Raw genomic sequence first — 19,345 nt, 5'->3', positions numbered from 1 at the left:
TACTTAGCCTTTCATCGCGTGCGCGAGGGAATTCAAACGGGTTCGGATCGATCCGTCGATCCGCTTGGAACCGATGGTGACGACGAGGCCACCAAGCAGGTCCGGATCGACAGACGAGGTAACTTTGACAGTGCGGCCTTCACGCGCGGTCAGCTTGGTCCTGAGCGTATCAAGCTGCGCTTCGCTGAGCGCATGGGCGCTGGTGACTTCGGCCGTCACTTCGCCGCGCTGGGCAGCGGCGATCATGTTAAAGGCCCGGATCATGTCGGGCAGGGCGGCCAGGCGACGATTGCCGGCCAAAACGCCCAGGAATTTCGATGTCAGACCAGACAGGTCGAGGACTTCACCAACGCTGGCAATGGCGCTGGCCTGTTCGGCGCGGCTCAATTGCGGGTTGGTGGTGACGGCTGCCAGATCGGTCGATTCGGTCAGTGCAGCACGCAGTTTTTCGAGATCGGACTCGACTGCGGTGACGACACCTTCTTCGGCGGCCAGATCGAATAAGGCAGAGGCGTAACGCCCTGCCAGGCTAGCCTGAATACCGGCGGAATTCTCCACGCGCTTAAGGTCCTCTTCGGGTCCGGAAAAAACGATGCATTGGTCTTGCTTGGCAGAGCAATCTGAATCGCCCCTCGCAAGGTTGGCGCGCGCCTAGCATCGCCTATGGTGCGATGCAAGACGGAGAAGCGAGACTCTGTTTGTATAGTTACGACAAAGCGCCTTATCTGCTTGCGCCGTGAGGGGTTTCGAGCATAATTCGCCGCAAGAGGAGAGACATTATGCAAACGACACCCATGGGCCCCAAATGCGGGGTAGAAGTTTCCGGCATCCAGCTGCGCGACGCCAAGGGCGAATCCATGGATGCCATTCGCAATCTCATCTACGAACACGGCGTTGCGGTATTCCGTGACCAGGATTTCTCTCCGCAGGATCATATCGAGTTCGGCCATCGCTGGGGCGGCATCGATGTGAACAACTATTTCCCGCTCAACAAGGACTTTCCCGAGATTGCCCTGGTCAAGAAAGAGGCCGACGAATCGACCAACATTGGCGGGGCGTGGCATACCGACCATTCCTATGACCAAATCCCGGCCATGGGCTCGGTTCTCGTGGCGCGCGATCTGCCGCCCAGCGGCGGCGATACCGAATGGGCCCACATGGGCGCGGCCTATGATGCACTGTCTGACGAGCTCAAAGCCGAGATCGAAGGGCTGGAAGCATTCCATACTGCCGATCATGTCTACAAGGCCGACGGCCTGTATGCGCAGACCGACATGGGCAAGAATTTGCGCGGCCAGGATCTGAAAACCGGCGCGATCCACCCGGTCGTGATCCGTCACCCACATACCGGGCGCAAGCTGCTCTATGTGAATGGCGGTTTCACGATCCACTTCGTCGGTCAGACCCGCGAGCAAAGCCTGCCGCTGCTGCAAAAGCTACTCGATGCCGCGCTGGAGGCCGACAATACCTGCCGCCTGCAATGGAAGCCGGGCACAGTCGCGATCTGGGACAACCGGACCAGCTGGCACAATGCGATCAATGATTATGCCGGCCACCGCCGCGAAATGCACCGCATCACGCTAAGTGGTGAGGCACTGGCGGCGTAATCGGCAGGAACGCGTCAACCGTAGTTTCTCCGTCGTCCATGCTGGCAAGCCCGCGCGAATAAGTGATTCTGCTCAGCGCAGCGAGCAATGCGTAGACCGGCTGTGCCCCTTGTCATAGGTCACCCTTTTACATCACAGCGATAGACCAGCCGCTCGTTGGGCCGTTCGGGCAGTTGGCTGGTCACGGCACTTTGCAAATCGCCCAGCTTGCCCGCCGCGCCGTCTACCTCACATTTGGGCGGTGTGTAGGCTCCGCGTGCCTCGCGGGCGGCGCGCATCGCGGTGGCTGACAGCAAATAGCGATCAGTGCGATAGGTGCGGGTGTCCGGGTCGTAGCGATTGATCGCTACCGCCGCTTCTTCATTGGGCACGAACACGCGGCTCCATTCGCCGGACTGGAACCCGTACTGGGTCCGGCCATTGACGCAGCCATCCTCGGCCCAGTCAAATTCCACGCTTTCGGCAGGATCGCCGGTGATCCGGCTGCGCTCCGGCAACAATGTGCATACAAGCGCAGCATCGCCGGGGGCGGGACCTGCACCGGCTGCCGGCCCGCCTGCGCCAGAGCCATTGCTCATCGCAGCAGCAATCTTGCGATCGATGGCGTCGAGACCGGGGCGTGTGAACCACAGGGCCAACGCCGCCACCAGGCCGACGGCGGCGATGGTGCCTGCAATCATGCGCTGCCGCTCGCCATCTTGACGGCCCCAGGCCTGAAAAGCGGCGAAGCCTGCAGCCGAGCCGATCAGAAGCGCAATCAGTGCCAAAGCCATCTGGTTCTCACGCGAGGCCTGCACATCTTGCTCTGCCTCCAACTGGATCCGGTCGCGCCGGTCTCGTTCTGCGGCGCTGCGGGCGGCGAGTTCCTGGCGCGCCTGCAATTGCTCGCGCTCGACCCGATCCTGCTCGGCCTCGTCCAGATCGGCCAGAGTTCGGCACGGCTGGGCGTTGGTGCGAGGGGCGACATTGCTGGCGCGCAGGAAAGGCAGCAATTCCCGGTTCGACACGGCGAAGTAGAATTCGGCATCGGCCCCTTCGCCATCGGCCCCGAAACTGTTCACACCCAGCACCCGGCCGCACCTGTCCAGTAGAGGTCCGCCCGAATTGCCGCGTGCGATGGGGGCGGTATGCAGAATAGTATCGAACTGGCGGCTGGGGCGTTGGCCGGAAATGAAGCCGCGACTGTTCACTGTTGGCTGCGGCTGGAAAATATCGTCGATCTCGAGGCCCTGGGCACGATCGACATTCATCGGGTAGCCGACCGATGTGACTTCGGCCCCGTCGCTTTCGCGAATGCCCGCAATGGTGAGTGGTGGCAGGCGCAGATCGCCCGTGATTTCCAGCAGGGCCAAATCCTTGGACGGAGCGATGCGGAGGATTTTCGCATAGCTGGCGTCGTCTCCGTCAGAGGGGACAATGCCGATCCGCAGCGAATCATCCTGCGCCGCCTCGCGCACGACATGGGCATTGGTGGCAATCTGGCGGGGCGTGATCGCAAATCCGGTGCCATGGCTGAGCGGATAGACCTCCTGCCCGTCCGATCCGATGATCACCACACGGACAACCCCCCGCGCCGCGGCCTGAATATCAGCAGGATCAGCGGTCGCCACGCTTGGCAGGGACACGGCAAACAGGGCAAGGATTGCGACACAGGCGCGAAGACATCTCGACAGCATGAGCCATGCATAGGATAGTCATGCCACTGGCGGCTAGAGCCTTTGATCAGGAGCGAAGAACACCCCATGCATATCCTTCGAAGAGTGGTCCCCGCTGCGACAGTTGCAATGACATTGGCGATGGCGAGCCCGGCCTTGGCGCAGGGTGATTTGCCCGGCCCGTTTTCCTGCAGCATCGGCGATGCGGAGGCGCTGATCTATGCCAACGAGGATGGCAGCGTCTTCAGTGGCCAGATGACACTGGCTGGCGATTATGCCGAACAGGACACAAGCCCGCGCGAACTCAGCTTCGCCCAGAAATACGCGGGATGGCGCACGGTCTATGAGAATGCCGATATGACGCTGGTGATCGCGGGCGACTCGGCAAAAATCTATGGCGCTTTCGGCACCAGCGATTGCTTTGCATCGCGCTCGCAAGCCGTTGCCGATGGGTGGGAAGGCGGCTGGATATCTGTGAAGCGCAACAAAAAAAGCTGGCGCGAGCGGCCAGAGACCGGTGCCGCAATAACCTGGGGCGGGATGATCCGGTCCGGACCAGGCAAAGACTTTCCGAGCGTCGGCAGCGTGATGATGGGGCGCAATGTGACGGTGATCGCGCGCACCGACCAGACCTGGCTCCGTGAGTATCCGTGGTTCAAAGTTCGCTTCGCAGGTGGCGGAGTGGGCTATATCGCGGGCGGCCTTCTGTGCACTCGCGACGGCCGGGATGGATATTACAATGATCGAGGCTGCGAAATGTAGCTTTGATCGCAAGCTTCGGGACGTGCCCGGATTGCGCCCGGCTTATCTGGGGATGAAAAGGAGCAGGCTATGGCCCGAATAGTGGAAACAGTGACGATCAATTGCAATGCGGACACCGCTTGGGGTGCTGTCGGCGATATCGGTGGGCTCGAACGGTCGGTCCCGCAACTCGTGACCCGATGTGCTTATGACGAAGCAACCGCAACGCGCACCGTGACTTTCGTGAATGGCCAGACGCTGGTTGAACCCATCGTTGCACGCGACGACGATTCGATGACGCTGGTTTGGACTGCTCAAGGCGGCGAATGGCATCACCACAATGCCTCCATGCATGTCAGCGCGAACGACGATGGCACCAGCAATGTCTGCTGGACTGCAGATGTCTTGCCGAATGACCAGGGCCCGACGATCACTGGCATTATCCAGGCTGGTCTTGCCGCTCTGAAGGAGACACTGGAGAAGGGCAATTGAGCGTCTCGCGACCCGACGCTGACCTGGCCTGGGCGGCCTTCTTGCGCCGCGATCGCTCCTTTGACGGCAAGTTTGTGGGTGCAGTCCGCACGACCAGCATTTATTGCAAGCCGAGCTGCCCGGTGCGCCATCCCTTGCGCAAGAATGTGGAATTTTTCGTTGATGCGCGAGCAGCGCGCGAGGCTGGTTACCGGGCATGTATGCGCTGTCGCCCCGATGATATTGCGCGGGACGAGGCGGCGGTTCTCGCTGCGATTGACGAGATCAAGTCCAGTGAAGGTCGACCGACCCTGGATGAACTTGCCGCGCTGACAGGCTATTCCTCAGGCCATTTCCAGCGCGTGTTCAAGCGGGCAACCGGGCTTTCCCCGGCGGCCTATGCGCGGGCGCTGCGCGAGGAACGGGCCAAGGACGCGCTTGGCCGCGCCGAGCGCGTGACAGATGCGATTTACGATGCGGGCTACGAAGCGCCGAGCCGGTTTTACGAGGCCATGGAGGGCAAGATGGGAATGACCGCAAGCGACTGGAAAAACGGGGGCGCCGGTCGCGAAGTCCATTACGCGTTGGTGGAAACTTCACTTGGCCAGATGCTGGTGGCCGCGACCGACAAGGGCGTTTGCTGCCTGGCCTTCAACGAAGGGGAGGAAGAATTGCGGGCGCGTTTCCCCAACGCGGAGCTGGTAGAGGGCGGCGCTGATTTCCGCGCGCTGTTCGATCAAGTGACCAAGGTTGTCGAGCAGCCAGCTAGCGCCACAATCGGAGACATCCCGCTTGATGTGAAGGGCACCGCCTTCCAGCAGCGCGTATGGCAGGCCTTGCGCGAAATTCCCGCCGGGCAAACCCGCTCCTATGGCGAATTGGCCGCCACGCTCGGTAACCCGAAGGCCAGCCGTGCGGTGGGCGGCGCGAATGGTGCCAACAATATCGCTGTGTTGATCCCGTGCCACCGCGTTATCGCGGCAGATGGCGGGCTGGGCGGCTATGCCTATGGCACCGACATCAAAGCCGAATTGCTGAAACGCGAAGGACAATAGTGACATGACGAAAGATGCATTTGCGGCGCTCCACCAGAGCGGCGAACCTCTGGTGCTGTTCAACATCTGGGATGCCGGCAGCGCCAGCGTAGTCGCCGAAGCGGGCGCGAAGGCGATCGCAACCGGCAGTTTGTCGCTCGCTGGCGCGCAAGGATTTGACGATGGCGAAGCCATGCCGTTCGAGGCATTGCTCGCAACCGTGCGCCAGATCGCCGGTGCCAGCGACCTGCCGCTGACCGTCGACTTCGAAACTGGCTTTGCGTCAGATCTCGAAGTGCTTGCGACAAATGCGCGCGCCTTGCACGAGGCGGGTGCGATTGGTTGCAATCTGGAAGACCGGCTGATCGGCCAGGGTGGCTTGCGCGGTGTTGCAGAGCAGTGCGAGCGGATCGCTGCCGTTGCCGCCGCCGGGTTGTTCGTCAATGCGCGGACCGACGCGTTTCTCGGTCCGTTGATGGCTGGTGAAAATCCCAACCAACCTGCACTGGTAGAGCAAGCCATCGCACGTGCGGCGGCGTATCGTCAGGCGGGCGCAGGCTGTTTCTTCGTGCCGGGCCTGAGCGATCCGGACTTGATCGCGCAGCTGTGTGGAGCCGTGGACCTGCCGGTGAATGTGATGCGTCTCGATGGCATGCCGTCCAACGCAGCGATGGGCGCACTGGGCGTCGCGCGCATCAGCTATGGTCCTGGCCCTTGGCGCCATGCGATGGCCCAACTGGCAGACGCGGCGAAGGAGGCGCTTGGCAATTGAATTCAAGCCGCTAGGCTGCACACCTCAAGGGGAGGGTGCGCATGAAGCGGTTCTTGAAATGGGCCTTCGGCATCTGGGGTGTGGTCACCATTGCATTGGCAATCTGGTATGGGCCGCTCATTTCGCAGGTCTATCATTTCAATCCCTGGGTTAGCGAAGCTGATTTCGGTGAACCTGCAAATGCGCTGGAAGCCCAGCAGCAAGACCTGCAATATCTCGCCACCGTGCTGGACTATGACCGGAGTTTTGCGCCGCAAGCGCGAGAAGAGTTCGGCACGAGGATCGACAAGCTGATCGCAGCCAACACGGAACTGAGCAAAGCCGAATTCTATCTGGAAACGCAGGCGTTGATGGCGCTGGCCGATAATGCGCACACATCGAGCGATCCGGTCACTGCCTTCCGCCAATTCAACCGCTCGGGCCTTGATGTCTACCGTTTTGCCGATGGATATTTCGTGGTGCGGGCCCAGCAGGCGCTGGCCGACCATGTGGGCAAGCAGCTGGTATCGATTGAAGGGAGGCCGGTTGAAGACGTGCTCGCCGCGCTTGAGATCTATAGCGGCGGCCCCAAGGCCCGGCGTGATTTGATTTCGCTCTATTTCCTCCGCTCCCCCGCGCTCCTTCATGCCGCCGGACTTGCCGCATCGCCCGACGTGCTGACTGTCACTCTGGCAAACAGCGAGGGCGCGGCGCAGACGGTGGAACTGACGGCTCTGTCCGATGCTGCGGAAACCGAGTTTTCCTATCGTCATCCATTTACGACGCTTTCCCCTTGGCCGCTGTCTGACGAGGCGGGTGAATGGGTGCGGACATTGGACGGGGATGCGGAAGGAGTGAGCTTGCCGCTGACCCATGCAGGATCGGATACTGCCACGTCCTCAACCCGGTTGGGTGAAGGTGTTTATGTCCGCTCCAACTACCTGGCGGACGCCGAATGGAACCCCGTTGCAAAGGAGCTACCGGCCACTCTCGATGGCGCGCCGGAGGGTGGTTTCGCCTTCATCGTGCTCGATCTGCGCTGGAATCCTGGCGGCGATCTGTCCAACGCCATTCCCTTTGCCAAGAAGGCGGGCGAGGCGCTGGCACAGGACGGGAAAGCCTATGTCATAGTAAGCCCGCAGACCTTCTCGGCTGCTATCGTCGCGGCCGCCCTGATGAAGCAGCATGTGCCCGGCCGAACCCTGATTATCGGGGAGCCGATGGGTGACCGGCCGCAATTCTGGGCCGAGCGCGGGACCAGCTTCGTGCTGCCCAATGCGGGCTACAACATCTCTTACGCAACCGGCTATCACGATTGGGAGAAAGGTTGCGATTACAGCACACCCTATTGCTTCCCGCCCAGCGAACGCGATGCCGCCGATATCGGCACTCTGGCCTTGGACGAGCAAGTGATGCCGACCTATGCGCAATATGCCGCCGGGGATGACCCCGTGCTGGACTGGGTGTTGGCGCGGGAACAATAGGACTAGGTTTGCGCAATTAGGAGAAATGAGATGAAAACAACCACACACAATCCCACCCCGTGGCTGCAAGGTTTCGGCCTGAACCACGCGGTCGAGGTTTCGGGTGCAAGTCGCACAGTCTATCTGTCGGGCCAGACGGCGTCGGCGCCAGACGGGTCGCCGATGCATCCCGGCGATATCGTGGCACAATACAAGGTCGCGTGGCAGTGTGTGCTGGATGCGCTGGGCGAGGCGGGGATGGATGCCACCAACCTGGTGCGTCTCAATTTCTACGTCACCGACGTGCCGGCTTTCATGGCAGGAGCCGAGGAAATTATGCCGATTCATGGTGCCGCCGGTGCCCAGATCACCAGCACGCTGCTGGGCGTGAAGGAGCTTTATCACCCGGACATCATGGTCGAAATCGAAGCAACGGCCGTGGCGTGACGGACGATAAGGTGCCGTCCATGCAAGACCTCGCCGACACGCTCTTCCGCGCATTTGAAGCGGGGGATGCGGAGGGCGCGCGGGCCTGCCTGGCAGACGACTTCGCGCTGGTCCAGAATGGCGGTCGTCCTATGGATCGCGAAACGCTGATCACATTCGCGCGTGCATTCCGTTCAGTCGTTTCCGGCTATCGCTACGAGAAACCGCAATTCTCCACCACGGACAGCGGCTTTGTGCGCGAACACGAGGTCTGTGGCACCTTGCCGGACGGGTCGGAGCTGCGCTTCGCGGCCTGCGTTGTGGCCGAGGTGACGGACGGAAAGATCACCGCCGTGCGCGAATATCTCGATACTCCAAAGGCGGCAGGCGTGGCGAAGGCGCTCAGCGCCTAGCTACCGCGCCCAACCATCCTTTGCGGGTTCGAGCGTATCCAGAAACGCCTCGGCACTCTCGAGATATTCGGCCTGTCGGTCTTCGCCCATGCGGTCCCAATTCAAATAGATGCGGCCGATGCGCGGGTTTTGCTCCAGCCGCTCGCGGTGACGGTCCATGAAGCGCCAGTAGAGCGCGTTGAATGGGCAGGCCCCTTCGCCTGTTTTCTTGCTGACGGAGTATTTGCAGTCCGCGCAGTAATTGCTCATCTTGTTGATGTAATTCCCGCTCGCGGCATAGGGCTTGCTCGCCAGCTTGCCGCCATCGGTATAGAGCACCATCGCGGCCACGTTGGGCAGTTCCACCCACTCATAGGCATCGGCGTATACGGCGAGATACCAGTCCTGCACATCGCGTGGGCTGATCCCGGCGATCAGGGCGAAATTGCCGAGCACCATCAGCCGCTGGATATGATGCGCATGGGCGTTGTCGAGCGTGGACCGGATCGAGTCTGCAAGGCACCGCATATCGGTGTCGCCGGTCCAATAGAATTCGGGCAGCGCGCGCTGGGCGTTCAGTGCATTGTCGCTTTCCAGCCCCGGCATGAAGCGCCAGTAAAACCCGCGCACATATTCGCGCCATCCGATGATCTGGCGGATGAAGCCTTCGACCGCGTTGAGCGGCGCGTTGCCTTGCGTGTAGGCCTGTTCTGCGCGCTGGCACAGATCGAGCGGATCGAGCAGACCGAGATTGATGCTGGTCGATAGCATCGAGTGGAACAGATCATCCTGCCCGAACACCATCGCATCCTGATAATCGCCGAATTTGGGCAGGCGCTCGGTGAAGAAGGCAGCCACCGTTTCCTCCGCTTCCTCGCGCGTGACAGGCCAATGGAAGCTTTCGAGCGAACCGACATGATCGCCGAACTGCTCTTCGACCAAAGCGATCACGTCGCGCGTGGTCTCGTCCGGCTCGAAGAGCGGGCGTTGCGGGGCCTCCAATCCTTCCTTGGGCGGCTTGCGGTTCTCGCTGTCGTAATTCCATTCGCCGCCTTCGGGCTTGCCGTCACCATCGATCAGCAGGCCGGTTTTCTTGCGCATTTCGCGATAGAAGAATTCCATCCGCAATTGCTTGCGCCCTTCGGCCCAGTCGTTGAATTCCGGGATTGAGCAGACGAAACGATCGTCGGGCAGGATTTCCACCTCGCAATCGAATTTGTCGGGCCATTCTTCCAGCGTCTGCTGGACCCGCCATTCGCCCGCTTCGACAACATGCACTGCGCGTGGATTGTGCCTCTCGATTGCGCGCGCCGCTTCGCCGGTGAAACTGCCCGAATTGTCGCTATCGGTCAGCGTGACGTAGTCGACAGTCCAACCCGCATCTTCCAGCTCTGCTGCAAAATGTCGCATGGCGGAGAAGATCAGTGCGATCTTCTGTTTGTGATGTTTGACGTAGGTTGCCTCGTCCCACACCTCCATCATCAGGATGACGGTATCCTCCTTGGTCCGGCCCCGCAGGCTGGCAAGGTCACGGGTCAGCTGGTCGCCCAGAATGGGGACGAGGATCGGTTGGTCTGTACTCATGCTGGCCCAACGCACAAAGCGAAGGGCGGTTGCATATCAGTCCAGTTTGGGCGGGAATCCCGGCTCCGCCTTGGCCATCGCGCGCTGGTAAGCGTCGCGCGCACCAATCCGCTTCAGATAGGCTTGAAGGTTGGGCAAATGATCGATGCTCATATCGCTGAACGCGCGGCTGGTGGTCAGCTGGAACACCATCATGATGTCCGCCGTGGTCAATTGCGATCCGCCGAAATAGTCCGCCTCGCCCAGGCGCCGTTCGACCTGTGCCCAGGCATTGGTCACCCGCTTGCCGAGCGATTCCGGCATTTCCGCGCCGACAGCTCCGACCGCGATCTGCATCATGCCATTGGTCATGAAAGTCGCATTGGCGAAGTGGAACCAGTAAAGATGATCGGCAAAATCGGGATGATCGGGACCGGGCACCAGATCGGTGTCTGGTGCATATTTTCCGAGGATATACTCGACGATGGCACCGCTTTCGCCCAGCAACGTGTCATCATCCTCAATCAGCGGTGCGATCTCCATCGGGTGGAGCGCTTTCAGCTCGGGCGGGGCGAGCCGGGTCTCGGGATCGCGATTGTAGAGCTTGAGGTCATACTCCAGCCCCAGCTCCTCACACAGCCAGACGATCCGTTCGGATTGCGAGATACGCAGGTGGTGGACGGTCAGCATGGTGGGGATTCCTTACATCGATGTGATGGGGAGATCAGGCTGTCTCCCCTTCTTCATCTTCCTCTTTCAGCTTCATGTCCGAAACTTCAAGGTAAGACGCACCTGCTTCGAGCGCTTCGATTTGCTTGATCGCCAGTTTTCCGCGTTTTTCCGAGTGAGGCGAGGCAACAAGGAATTCGACCACTTCCTGCGCCAGTCCGAAATCGCCCTGCAATGCCAGGTCGAGCGCGTAATCCACACGCAGATCATCTGACTCAGGCGCGAGTTCAAACGCCCGGACGAGCGCGGCGCGGGCGCCAGGATCGACCGTATCACCGGCCTCAACAAAGCTTTTGTAATAGAGCCACAGAGGAAATGGATCGTCAGGGTTAGCCCGATTGGCCTTGATCGCATGTTGGCGGGCAGTGGGCCAATACTCGTCCTTTTCCTCATCGCGGGCCATATCCATCAGGAATTCGGCCTTCAGCGCATTGGCCCGGCCATTGTCCGGATCGATAGCGAGCGCTTTTTCTATGGTCGCAAGGGCCCACCCCATGTCGGCGGCACCAGCCTCAATGTCCTCATCCTTGACCTTGCGCCCGGCCGCCTTCTTGGCCGCTTTCCATGCCTCGCTATGGGCGATCATATGCTGGGCATCGGCCAGTTCGTTCAGGATATACACGCGCTCGGGCGCTTGCTCGGCCAGTTTTTCCAGCGCGTCACGGGTCTGTTCGCGCTTCGCATTGCGACGATTGGCCAGCCGAAGAGCTTCGAACTTCGAATCGATATCGTCGAGCGTGACAATATCGAGGCGCCCTTCATAGGTGATCGGCTGGCGGCCACGAATATAGGTCGGGCTCTTGCCCATATAGCGCTTCATATCACGCTCGACCTGGTTGAGATCGCCAAAGGCCGCTTCGGCTGCGCTCTTGCGATCTTCGCCGCGCCCGACGCGGAGGAGGAAATCGTTGAGTTGCCGGTTCTTGGCCGGATCGCTGTGCATCATGTGCACCAACAGCCAGCCGCGCGTGTAGACTTGATACGATTCAAAATCGGTCAGGTCTTTCTGCGCGGTGGTCAGCATCTTCTTCGCGCTGATTTGTCGGCGGGTCCCGGTAAGCGTGGCGCCGCGATAAAGCGGTGGCTTGCCATAGGTCCAATTGCCTTCCTCATCGAACTCGGCGGTCGCGTAATACTCAGCGAAGCCTTCGCGATACCAGCCCGGATAGGCGAAGGGAAAATAGCGGAACATGAAGTGGTGGCCATATTCATGGAACATCACTTCCTGCCCGCTTAGATCGCCTTTGCGGGCGATGGTTCGCTGGGTAACCGCATACGAACCATCAAGCTGGCTGGAATAGTAGCCGGCCACGCCACCCCGGTTGCGTCCGGCCAGCGACTGCATGACCGCCTGGCTGTCATCGAGAAGGTAGATCGTTAGCCGGTTGGGCGACGGGTCCATGGGGATCCGGTAACGCTTGCGCATCAAAGTATCGAAGCGCTCGAATTTGAGCGCCCATTCGCGCAGGTTTTCTTCGCCACCCGTGCTGTAGAGGATGAAGTTATCGGTATCGGCGCGCAACCAGGTTTCGGCGCTTGCTGGCGCGGAAACGCAAAGTATGGCGGCGACAAACGCAAAGAAACGCGAAACCAAATTCATGTGCAGACCCCCTGATTCGAAAGTCCAAGGTCACATAAATTCGACCTGCCTTTCAAGCCCCTCTTTTTAAACGAAACTATAGGGGTCGATATCGATGGCGATGCGTACGCCGCGCGGGAAATCGAGCGGGTCTAGCCACTGGCGAATGGCATCCTGCACGCGGGCAGACCGGCGGGCGTTGATCAGCAGGCGATAGCGAAAGCGCCCCCGTAACAAGGCCATCGGCGCCGGGGCAGGGCCCAGGATCATGATGTCGTCTAACCTCGGCTGGGTGCCTCCGATCACGCGGGCGGCATCGCGTGCCTCGGCCTCATCCTCGCTCGAGACGATGATCGCGGCCCAGCGCCCAAAAGGCGGGGCACCGGCATGGCGCCTGGCCTCGGTCTCGGCCTCGTAAAAGGCGTCGCGGTCTCCCGCTGCAAGGGCTTCGATCACCGGAGCATCGGGATGGCGGGTCTGGATATGGACTTCGCCCGGCTTGGCACCGCGCCCGGCCCGCCCGGCCACCTGTGCGACTTGCTGGTAAGTCCGCTCGGCCGCACGCAGGTCGCCGCCTTCCAGCCCTAGATCAGCATCGACCACGCCGACCAAAGTCAGTTCGGGGAAGTGGAATCCCTTGGTGACCAGCTGCGTGCCGACAATCACATCGATTGCCTTGGCTTCGGCCTGGGCCACGAACTCGGCTGCCTTCTCCGGGGAATTGAGCGTGTCTGACGTGACCACCGCCACACGCGCACCGGGCAGAATTTCGGCCACTTCATCGGCAATTCGCTCCACCCCGGGGCCGCACGGGACCAGGCAATCGACTTCGCCGCATTCGGGGCAGGCGGGCGGCGGGGGTTCTTCATGCCCGCAATGGTGGCAGGCGAGCTTGCGGGAGAAACGATGCTCGACCAGCCATGCGCTGCAATTCGCGCATTGAAAACGATGGCCGCAATTGCGGCACAGGGTCAGCGGGGCGTAGCCGCGTCGGTTGAGGAAAAGCAGCGATTGCTCACCCTTTTCCAGCCGTACGAACAATTCACGGGCCAGGCTGGGTGCGAGCCAGCGGCCCCGATCTGGTTTTTCCTCGGTCAGGTTGATCAGCTTGATCGTGGGCAATTCGGCCCCGCCATAACGGCTGGGTAGGTCGAGCTTCCGATAAATCCCGCTCTCAGCCATTTGCAGGCTTTCGAGCGCGGGTGTGGCACTGGCAAGGACGACTGGAATCTTTTCGAACCGCCCCCGCATCACCGCCACATCGCGCGCATTATAGCGAACGCCGTCATCCTGTTTGAAGCTGACCTCATGCGCCTCGTCGACCACGATCAAGCCGAGATTGGCATAGGGCAGGAACAAGGCCGAGCGGGCCCCGACCACAACTTGCGCTTCGCCCGTGCTGATCGCCCGCCATGCCCGGCGCCGCTCGGTCGATTTGAGGCTTGAATGCCAGACAATCGGCGCCGCACCGAACCGGTCTTCGAACCGGCGCAGGAAGTTCTCGGTCAAGGCGATTTCAGGCAGGAGGACCAGCACTTGCCGATCCTTGCGCAGAGCGGCTGCGACCGGCTCGAAATAGGTTTCGGTCTTGCCTGATCCGGTCACCCCGTCGAGCAGGATGGGCGCAAATTCTTCTGCCTCCACCGCAGTCACCAGTTCATCGGCCACCGGCTTTTGCCCGGCAGAAAGGATTGGTTCGGCATGATCGGCATGGGCGCGGGGGTAGGGTCGGTCGATATCGACCACCACCGGCTCCAGCACGCCCTGGTTGACGAGACCACGCAGTACGCCATCCGAAACCCCGGCCAGCTCGGCCAGTTCGCGAATGGTGGCTTGTTCGCCCTCCAGCGCCGCAATGGCCGCCTCGCGCTTGGGCGTCATGCGTTCCGGCATGCCGCCAGACAGGCGATATTCTGTGGTTGTAGAGGGGCCGCGCATCGCGCCGCCACTGGACAGCACCATGCGGGCAACCGAATTCATCGGGGCGCAGTAATAGTCTGCTGTCCACTCGATCAGTCGCCGCAATTCAGGACGCAAGGGTGGGACCGGCAGCACCTCACGGAAAGGGCGCAATTTGGCATCGGGGACCGATTGTGCGGGCAGCCGGTCCTCCTCCCACACGATCCCCAAAATCTCGCGCGGACCCAGCGGCGCCACGACGACGCTGCCCGGCACTACATTGGTCCCTTCGGGTACCCGGTAATCGAGCACGGGCAGGGCAGCGTTAAAAGTGAGGATACGGGCGCGGTTCATGCTATTGCCATATGGGAGCCGCGATGTACGCGCGGCAAGGGAAGGATGTGCTGAAATGACCGAGATTCTCAATCGAAGGACTATGCTCGCAGGCGTTGGCGCCAGTTCACTCTTGCTGCTGCCGGGTTGCGCGGGCGGATTGGGCGGCTTCAGCTTTACCGATGCAGTGCGGCGATTGTTGCTCCTTTCCAGCGAGCGTGCCTTCGCCCGCTTGACGGCACCGGGCGGATATTGGGACGACCAAGTGGCTCAGATCGGGCTTGGCAATCTGCTCGGCACGCGCGGCAATGTGCTGTCTAGCATTCTGACCTCGCAATTGTTCAAAACCCGGCTGGAGCGTGAATTTGCCGGTTTCGCGGTAGAAGCAAGCGAGCGTGCTGCACCGATTGTTGTCGATGCTGTGCGTGTGATCGGCCTTCAAAGTGCCGTCGAGCTGGTGCGCGGCGGCCCAAGTGCCGCGACCGATTTCCTGCGCGCAGACCTCGGCAGCGGCTTGCTCGACGCGATGGTGCCGGAGCTGGGCCGGGTGATCCGGATCGCCGAAGACCCGCTGGTGGGGCAAGCCATCAACGCGCTGGCCGGGGTCGATGTGGGAGGGATTGCCAACCGTGTGGGCACCCGCGTTAACGATGCGATCTGGGCTGAGATGGGGCGTGAAGAATCCGCCATCCGGGCCAATCCCCAATCGACCAACGATCCTCTGCTGATCGGCGTGTTCGGGCTTGGCTCGCGCCTATGAAAACTGCGGGTTTGGGGGCACAGCCCTAGGGCGGGGCTAGCCCGTGGCCACACGCTCGGTTAGAGCGTCACGGGAATCACCTATGCCGGAGCCTAGCGCACATGAAATTCTTCGCCGACACCGCCGAAATTGACGATATCAAGGAACTGGCCGCCACCGGCCTGCTCGACGGGGTAACCACCAACCCCAGCCTGATCGCCAAATCCGGCCGTGATTTCATGGAAGTGACGAAGGAAATCTGCGGAATCACCGATGGCCCGGTCAGCGCCGAAGTCGTGGCGCTGGATCACCCGACCATGATGAAAGAGGCCGACAAGCTGCGCGCGATTGCCGACAATGTCTGCATCAAGGTGCCGCTGACCATTGACGGGCTGAAAACGTGCAAGGCGCTGACCGATGATGGCACGATGGTGAATGTCACGCTGTGCTTCTCCGCCAACCAGGCATTGCTGGCGGCAAAGGCCGGCGCGACGTTCGTATCCCCCTTTGTCGGGCGCCATGATGACAATGGCACCAACGGGATGGACCTGATCCGCGATATCCGCGTGATTTACGACAATTACGCTTATGACACCGAGATCCTGGTCGCCAGCGTGCGCCATGTCACGCATGTGCTGGAAAGCGCGCTGATCGGGGCCGACGTGATGACGGCGCCGCCCAAGGTGATCAAGGCGCTGTTCAACCATGTGCTGACTGACAAGGGTATCGAAGGCTTCCTCGCCGATTGGGAAAAGACCGGACAGTCGATCCTGTAAGACGCGCAGACCGTGGCAGATGAAACTCCTCTCGACAGCTTCAAGCGTGCGCTGACCGGAACGGCGCGGGCCGTCTCGCGTGAGCCGGAAGTGGAAGTCGCGTGGAGCGCCGATGCGCCTGCATCCAGCGGGACCCATTTTCGCGTGCCCCTGCCGGGCCGCAACTTGCCGCCGGAACAGGCGAGTGAAGCGCGCGGCTTTGCCGACAGTTTCGCCCTCAAACTGCGCCATCACAACACCGGCCTGCACGATGCCAACGCCCCTTCGGAGCCGGTTGCGCGGGCCGTCTATGATGCGGTCGAGCAGGTCCGCTACGAGGCGCTGGGTGCCAACAATTTCAATGGCATGGCGGAAAACCTCGACGCGGCGATAGAACTGCGCACCGCCAGCGATCCGATTGCCCGGGCGCAGAACGATGCCGAGGTCCCGCTGCAAACTGCGCTGGGCCTGATGCTGCGCGAGGAGCTGACTGGCCGGGCCATCCCCGATAGCGCGCGGGCCGGGGTCGAGCTGGTCCGTGAGTTTATCGAAGACAAGGCCGGGGGTGATTTCGAAGGCCTTGCCCTGTCACTCGACGACCAGAAATCCTTCCAGTCGCTGGCGCTCGACATGCTTGAACATCTCGAGCTGACCAGCCCGTCCGACGCGCCCGATAATTCCGGTGACGAGGATGGCGACGAGGACGAGGGCGAAGACCAGCAGGACGACGATTCCGACGACGAGACCGGCGGTGACCAGCAGCCCCAACCGGCCGACATGGCCGGGGAAACGGAAGAGGGCGAGTCCGACGGCGAAAGCGAAGCGGAGCTTTCACAAGACGAAATGAGCGACGGCGAGCTGGGCGACGAAGGCGAGGAAGGCATGATGCCGGTCCGCCCCAACCGGCCATGGACCGACCTGCCGCTCGATTTCGATTATGCTGCCTATACCGAGAAATTCGACGAAGTGGTCGAGGCACAGGAGCTGTGCGACACTGAAGAGCTCGATCGCCTGCGCGCCTATCTCGACAGCCAGCTGACTGGCCTGCAGGGCGTCGTGACCCGGCTGGCCAACCGGCTGCAACGCCGCCTGATGGCGCAGCAGAACCGGAGCTGGGATTTTGACCAAGAAGAGGGCCTGCTGGATGCCGCCCGCCTGGCGCGCGTGGTCATCAGTCCGGGCCATTCGCTCAGCTACAAATGGGAGCGCGATACAGAGTTCAAGGATACGATTGTCACGCTGCTGATCGACAATTCCGGTTCCATGCGCGGGCGGCCGATCAGCATCGCCGCGATCAGCGCCGATATCATGGCCCGCACACTGGAACGCTGCGGCGTGAAGACCGAAATTCTCGGCTTTACCACCCGTGCCTGGAAGGGCGGGCAGAGCCGCGAGAGCTGGCTCGCAGACGGCAAACCGCAGACCCCTGGCCGCCTCAATGATTTGCGCCACATTCTCTACAAGAAAGCCGACGAGCCATGGCGCCGTGCGCGCCGCAATCTCGGTTTGATGATGCGCGAAGGGTTGCTGAAGGAAAACATAGACGGCGAGGCGCTGCTATGGGCGCATAACCGTCTGATTGCGCGGCCCGAAGACCGCCGCATCCTGATGGTCATCAGCGACGGTGCTCCGGTCGATGACAGCACACTAAGTGTCAACAATGCCGGATATCTCGAGGCGCATCTGCGCAAGGTGATCGACTGGATCGAGAAAGCCTCACCTGTACAACTGGTGGCGGTGGGCATCGGCCATGATGTGACGCGCTATTACAAGCGCGCGGTGACGATCATGGATGTCGAGCAATTGGGCGGTACGATTATCGAGCAGCTGGCCGATTTGTTCGAAATCGAGAAGTGATGGGGATCACGGCTTGAGCGCGTATCGTCTGCGCGGGTCTCCCTGCATGATGAACCTCTGCACGATCGCCATGGCGATGCCGAGGATCGCGATGTTGACGCCTGCGAACACGATCCAGAAAGACGAAATCGGCATGACCTCCACAAGGCCGAAACGCGGATTGGTCAGCACCTGGCTGAAGCCAGCCATCAGCAGTCCGGCATAACTGAAGGCAAAGCGCACCTGATGGTTGCGGAGCCATTCGACATCGCGAGTCTCGCGCCAACGCCACAGGGCGAAGGCTCCGACAAGGGAACTTGCGCCGCCTACGATGATGAACAGATGAAAAAATCCGAAGCCTGAATTGCCAAACTCGAGCACGGTCGCGGGTACAAAGGCGACGACCACCGTCGTCACTAGCATTGCAACGACATAGACGCTGGCAAAGCGACGATGCGACCGTCCTCCCTTGGGCAATGCGAAAACAATCGCTCCGACCACGATTGCCACCACGGCCGCCACGATATGAATTTGAAGTAACAGGCACAGATCTGACATCGTACTTTCCTCCAGTGCAACAATAGGTTGAGTGTCTTATTATAGCAATACACTTTGCTTGCACGACGGAGCGAGGTCCGTTAGGCGCCTCAGCATGAACGTCACCGAAGCTGTAACATCGCGCCGCTCCGTGCGGGAATTTCTCGACAAGCCGGTCGATCTTGAAACCATTCGCCGGGTCATGGACACAGCGCGCTGGGCTGCGTCGGGGTGCAATTACCAGCCCTGGGAAGCGACTATCGTGACGGGCCAGCCGCTCAAGGATTTGCAGGCCAAGATCACGACGACACCGCCGCAAGAGGCGGAGTATGACTGGACCGCCCCGGGGCAAGAGGATGCTTATAAGGGACGGCTTAACGCGGTTTCAAAGGGCATGTTCGGCTCGATGGGGATTGCCCGTGACGATGGTGAGGGCCGGATGAAGGCGATGGCGCGCAACGCCACCTCGTTCGATGCGCCTGCGGTGCTGTTCTGCTATTTTCCGCGCCTGATGAAGGAGGCGCAATGGTCCGACACGGGCATGTGGCTGCAAACCGTTGCACTGCTGCTGCGCGAGGAAGGCCTCGATAGCTGTTTCCAGGAATTCATGGCGCTCTATGCCAATGTCATCCGCGATTTTCTCGGGCTCGATCATGATCGCTACATGCTCTTCTGCGGCATGGCGATCGGCTATCGCGACCCGGACGCGCCGCTCAACAATTTCGAGCGCGAGCGGGAGCCGCTGGACGATACGGTGAAGTTTGTCGGATTCTGATCTCAGGCCGCCATCCCAGTACAAGCTGGGGTCTGCCTAGACCAGCGCGACGGGTTTGGA

General features: G+C 61.1%; 19 protein-coding genes. 12 read left to right on the top strand and 7 right to left on the bottom strand.

Annotated features, from left to right (window positions below; translation table 11 throughout):
* Positions 1 to 3: 3 nt before the first annotated feature.
* Complete coding sequence (locus ABD653_RS05070; RefSeq protein WP_160780159.1) at positions 4 to 558, bottom strand: F0F1 ATP synthase subunit delta; 555 nt, start codon at positions 556 to 558, stop codon at positions 4 to 6.
* Positions 559 to 779: 221 nt separating this feature from the next.
* On the opposite strand from ABD653_RS05070, the gene ABD653_RS05065 reads away from it, so the two are divergent.
* Complete coding sequence (locus ABD653_RS05065) at positions 780 to 1,607, top strand: TauD/TfdA dioxygenase family protein (RefSeq protein ID WP_234032211.1); 828 nt, start codon at positions 780 to 782, stop codon at positions 1,605 to 1,607.
* A gap of 119 nt (positions 1,608 to 1,726) precedes the next feature.
* On the opposite strand, the gene ABD653_RS05060 is transcribed toward ABD653_RS05065, so the two are convergent.
* On the bottom strand, positions 1,727 to 3,217 hold the full coding sequence (locus ABD653_RS05060) for a S1 family peptidase (RefSeq protein ID WP_344705289.1): 1,491 nt from the start codon (positions 3,215 to 3,217) through the stop codon (positions 1,727 to 1,729).
* 132 nt (positions 3,218 to 3,349) lie between these two features.
* Between ABD653_RS05060 and ABD653_RS05055 the strand changes: the two genes are divergently transcribed.
* The 7 genes from ABD653_RS05055 (at position 3,350) to ABD653_RS05025 (ending at position 8,561) form a co-directional block, all read left to right on the top strand.
* Complete coding sequence (locus ABD653_RS05055; RefSeq protein WP_160780157.1) at positions 3,350 to 4,024, top strand: SH3 domain-containing protein; 675 nt, start codon at positions 3,350 to 3,352, stop codon at positions 4,022 to 4,024.
* A gap of 69 nt (positions 4,025 to 4,093) precedes the next feature.
* Positions 4,094 to 4,495 carry an SRPBCC family protein gene (locus tag ABD653_RS05050; protein WP_160780156.1) on the top strand — a complete coding sequence of 134 codons (402 nt, stop codon included), beginning with the start codon at positions 4,094 to 4,096 and terminating at the stop codon, positions 4,493 to 4,495.
* The gene (locus ABD653_RS05045; protein ID WP_160780155.1) at positions 4,492 to 5,529 is read left to right on the top strand and encodes a bifunctional transcriptional activator/DNA repair enzyme AdaA; all 1,038 of its coding nucleotides are present in this window, start codon (positions 4,492 to 4,494) and stop codon (positions 5,527 to 5,529) included. Before ABD653_RS05050 ends, ABD653_RS05045 begins: the two co-directional genes overlap by 4 nt.
* Positions 5,530 to 5,533: 4 nt before the next feature.
* A complete protein-coding gene (locus ABD653_RS05040; RefSeq protein ID WP_160780154.1) occupies positions 5,534 to 6,280 on the top strand; it encodes an isocitrate lyase/PEP mutase family protein in 747 nt (248 codons plus the stop codon).
* A 41-nt stretch (positions 6,281 to 6,321) separates the two neighbouring features.
* Positions 6,322 to 7,743, top strand: coding sequence for a S41 family peptidase (locus ABD653_RS05035; protein ID WP_160780153.1), 1,422 nt, complete (start codon positions 6,322 to 6,324; stop codon positions 7,741 to 7,743).
* A gap of 30 nt (positions 7,744 to 7,773) precedes the next feature.
* Positions 7,774 to 8,169, top strand: a complete 396-nt coding sequence (locus tag ABD653_RS05030) for a RidA family protein (protein WP_160780152.1) — start codon at positions 7,774 to 7,776, stop codon at positions 8,167 to 8,169.
* 20 nt (positions 8,170 to 8,189) lie between these two features.
* Positions 8,190 to 8,561: a nuclear transport factor 2 family protein gene (locus ABD653_RS05025; protein WP_160780502.1), complete on the top strand. Its 372-nt coding sequence runs from the start codon at positions 8,190 to 8,192 to the stop codon at positions 8,559 to 8,561.
* Here the strand turns inward: ABD653_RS05025 and ABD653_RS05020 are convergent, their stop codons facing one another.
* From ABD653_RS05020 to ABD653_RS05005, 4 genes are all read right to left on the bottom strand, one after another.
* A complete protein-coding gene (locus tag ABD653_RS05020) occupies positions 8,562 to 10,124 on the bottom strand; it encodes a cryptochrome/photolyase family protein (protein WP_160780151.1) in 1,563 nt (520 codons plus the stop codon).
* A 36-nt stretch (positions 10,125 to 10,160) separates the two neighbouring features.
* Positions 10,161 to 10,793: a glutathione S-transferase family protein gene (locus ABD653_RS05015; RefSeq protein WP_160780150.1), complete on the bottom strand. Its 633-nt coding sequence runs from the start codon at positions 10,791 to 10,793 to the stop codon at positions 10,161 to 10,163.
* A 34-nt stretch (positions 10,794 to 10,827) separates the two neighbouring features.
* Complete coding sequence (locus ABD653_RS05010; RefSeq protein WP_160780149.1) at positions 10,828 to 12,432, bottom strand: tetratricopeptide repeat protein; 1,605 nt, start codon at positions 12,430 to 12,432, stop codon at positions 10,828 to 10,830.
* A 66-nt stretch (positions 12,433 to 12,498) separates the two neighbouring features.
* Positions 12,499 to 14,664 carry a primosomal protein N' gene (locus ABD653_RS05005; RefSeq protein WP_160780148.1) on the bottom strand — a complete coding sequence of 722 codons (2,166 nt, stop codon included), beginning with the start codon at positions 14,662 to 14,664 and terminating at the stop codon, positions 12,499 to 12,501.
* A 55-nt stretch (positions 14,665 to 14,719) separates the two neighbouring features.
* Between ABD653_RS05005 and ABD653_RS05000 the strand changes: the two genes are divergently transcribed.
* The 3 genes from ABD653_RS05000 (at position 14,720) to cobT (ending at position 17,994) form a co-directional block, all read left to right on the top strand.
* The gene (locus ABD653_RS05000) at positions 14,720 to 15,403 is read left to right on the top strand and encodes a DUF4197 domain-containing protein (protein WP_199801144.1); all 684 of its coding nucleotides are present in this window, start codon (positions 14,720 to 14,722) and stop codon (positions 15,401 to 15,403) included.
* 101 nt (positions 15,404 to 15,504) lie between these two features.
* Complete coding sequence (gene fsa / locus ABD653_RS04995) at positions 15,505 to 16,158, top strand: fructose-6-phosphate aldolase (RefSeq protein WP_160780146.1); 654 nt, start codon at positions 15,505 to 15,507, stop codon at positions 16,156 to 16,158.
* Positions 16,159 to 16,170: 12 nt separating this feature from the next.
* Positions 16,171 to 17,994: a cobaltochelatase subunit CobT gene (gene cobT, locus ABD653_RS04990; protein ID WP_160780145.1), complete on the top strand. Its 1,824-nt coding sequence runs from the start codon at positions 16,171 to 16,173 to the stop codon at positions 17,992 to 17,994.
* A 6-nt stretch (positions 17,995 to 18,000) separates the two neighbouring features.
* Here cobT and ABD653_RS04985 read toward each other — a convergent pair whose 3' ends face one another.
* A complete protein-coding gene (locus tag ABD653_RS04985; RefSeq protein ID WP_160780144.1) occupies positions 18,001 to 18,531 on the bottom strand; it encodes a hypothetical protein in 531 nt (176 codons plus the stop codon).
* A 94-nt stretch (positions 18,532 to 18,625) separates the two neighbouring features.
* On the opposite strand from ABD653_RS04985, the gene ABD653_RS04980 reads away from it, so the two are divergent.
* Positions 18,626 to 19,285: a nitroreductase gene (locus ABD653_RS04980; protein WP_160780143.1), complete on the top strand. Its 660-nt coding sequence runs from the start codon at positions 18,626 to 18,628 to the stop codon at positions 19,283 to 19,285.
* Positions 19,286 to 19,345: the final 60 nt, after the last annotated feature.

The sequence above is a fragment of the Parerythrobacter jejuensis genome (genome assembly GCF_039536765.1).
Lineage (GTDB): Bacteria > Pseudomonadota > Alphaproteobacteria > Sphingomonadales > Sphingomonadaceae > Parerythrobacter > Parerythrobacter jejuensis.
This window is presented reverse-complemented; position numbering and strand designations above follow the sequence as displayed.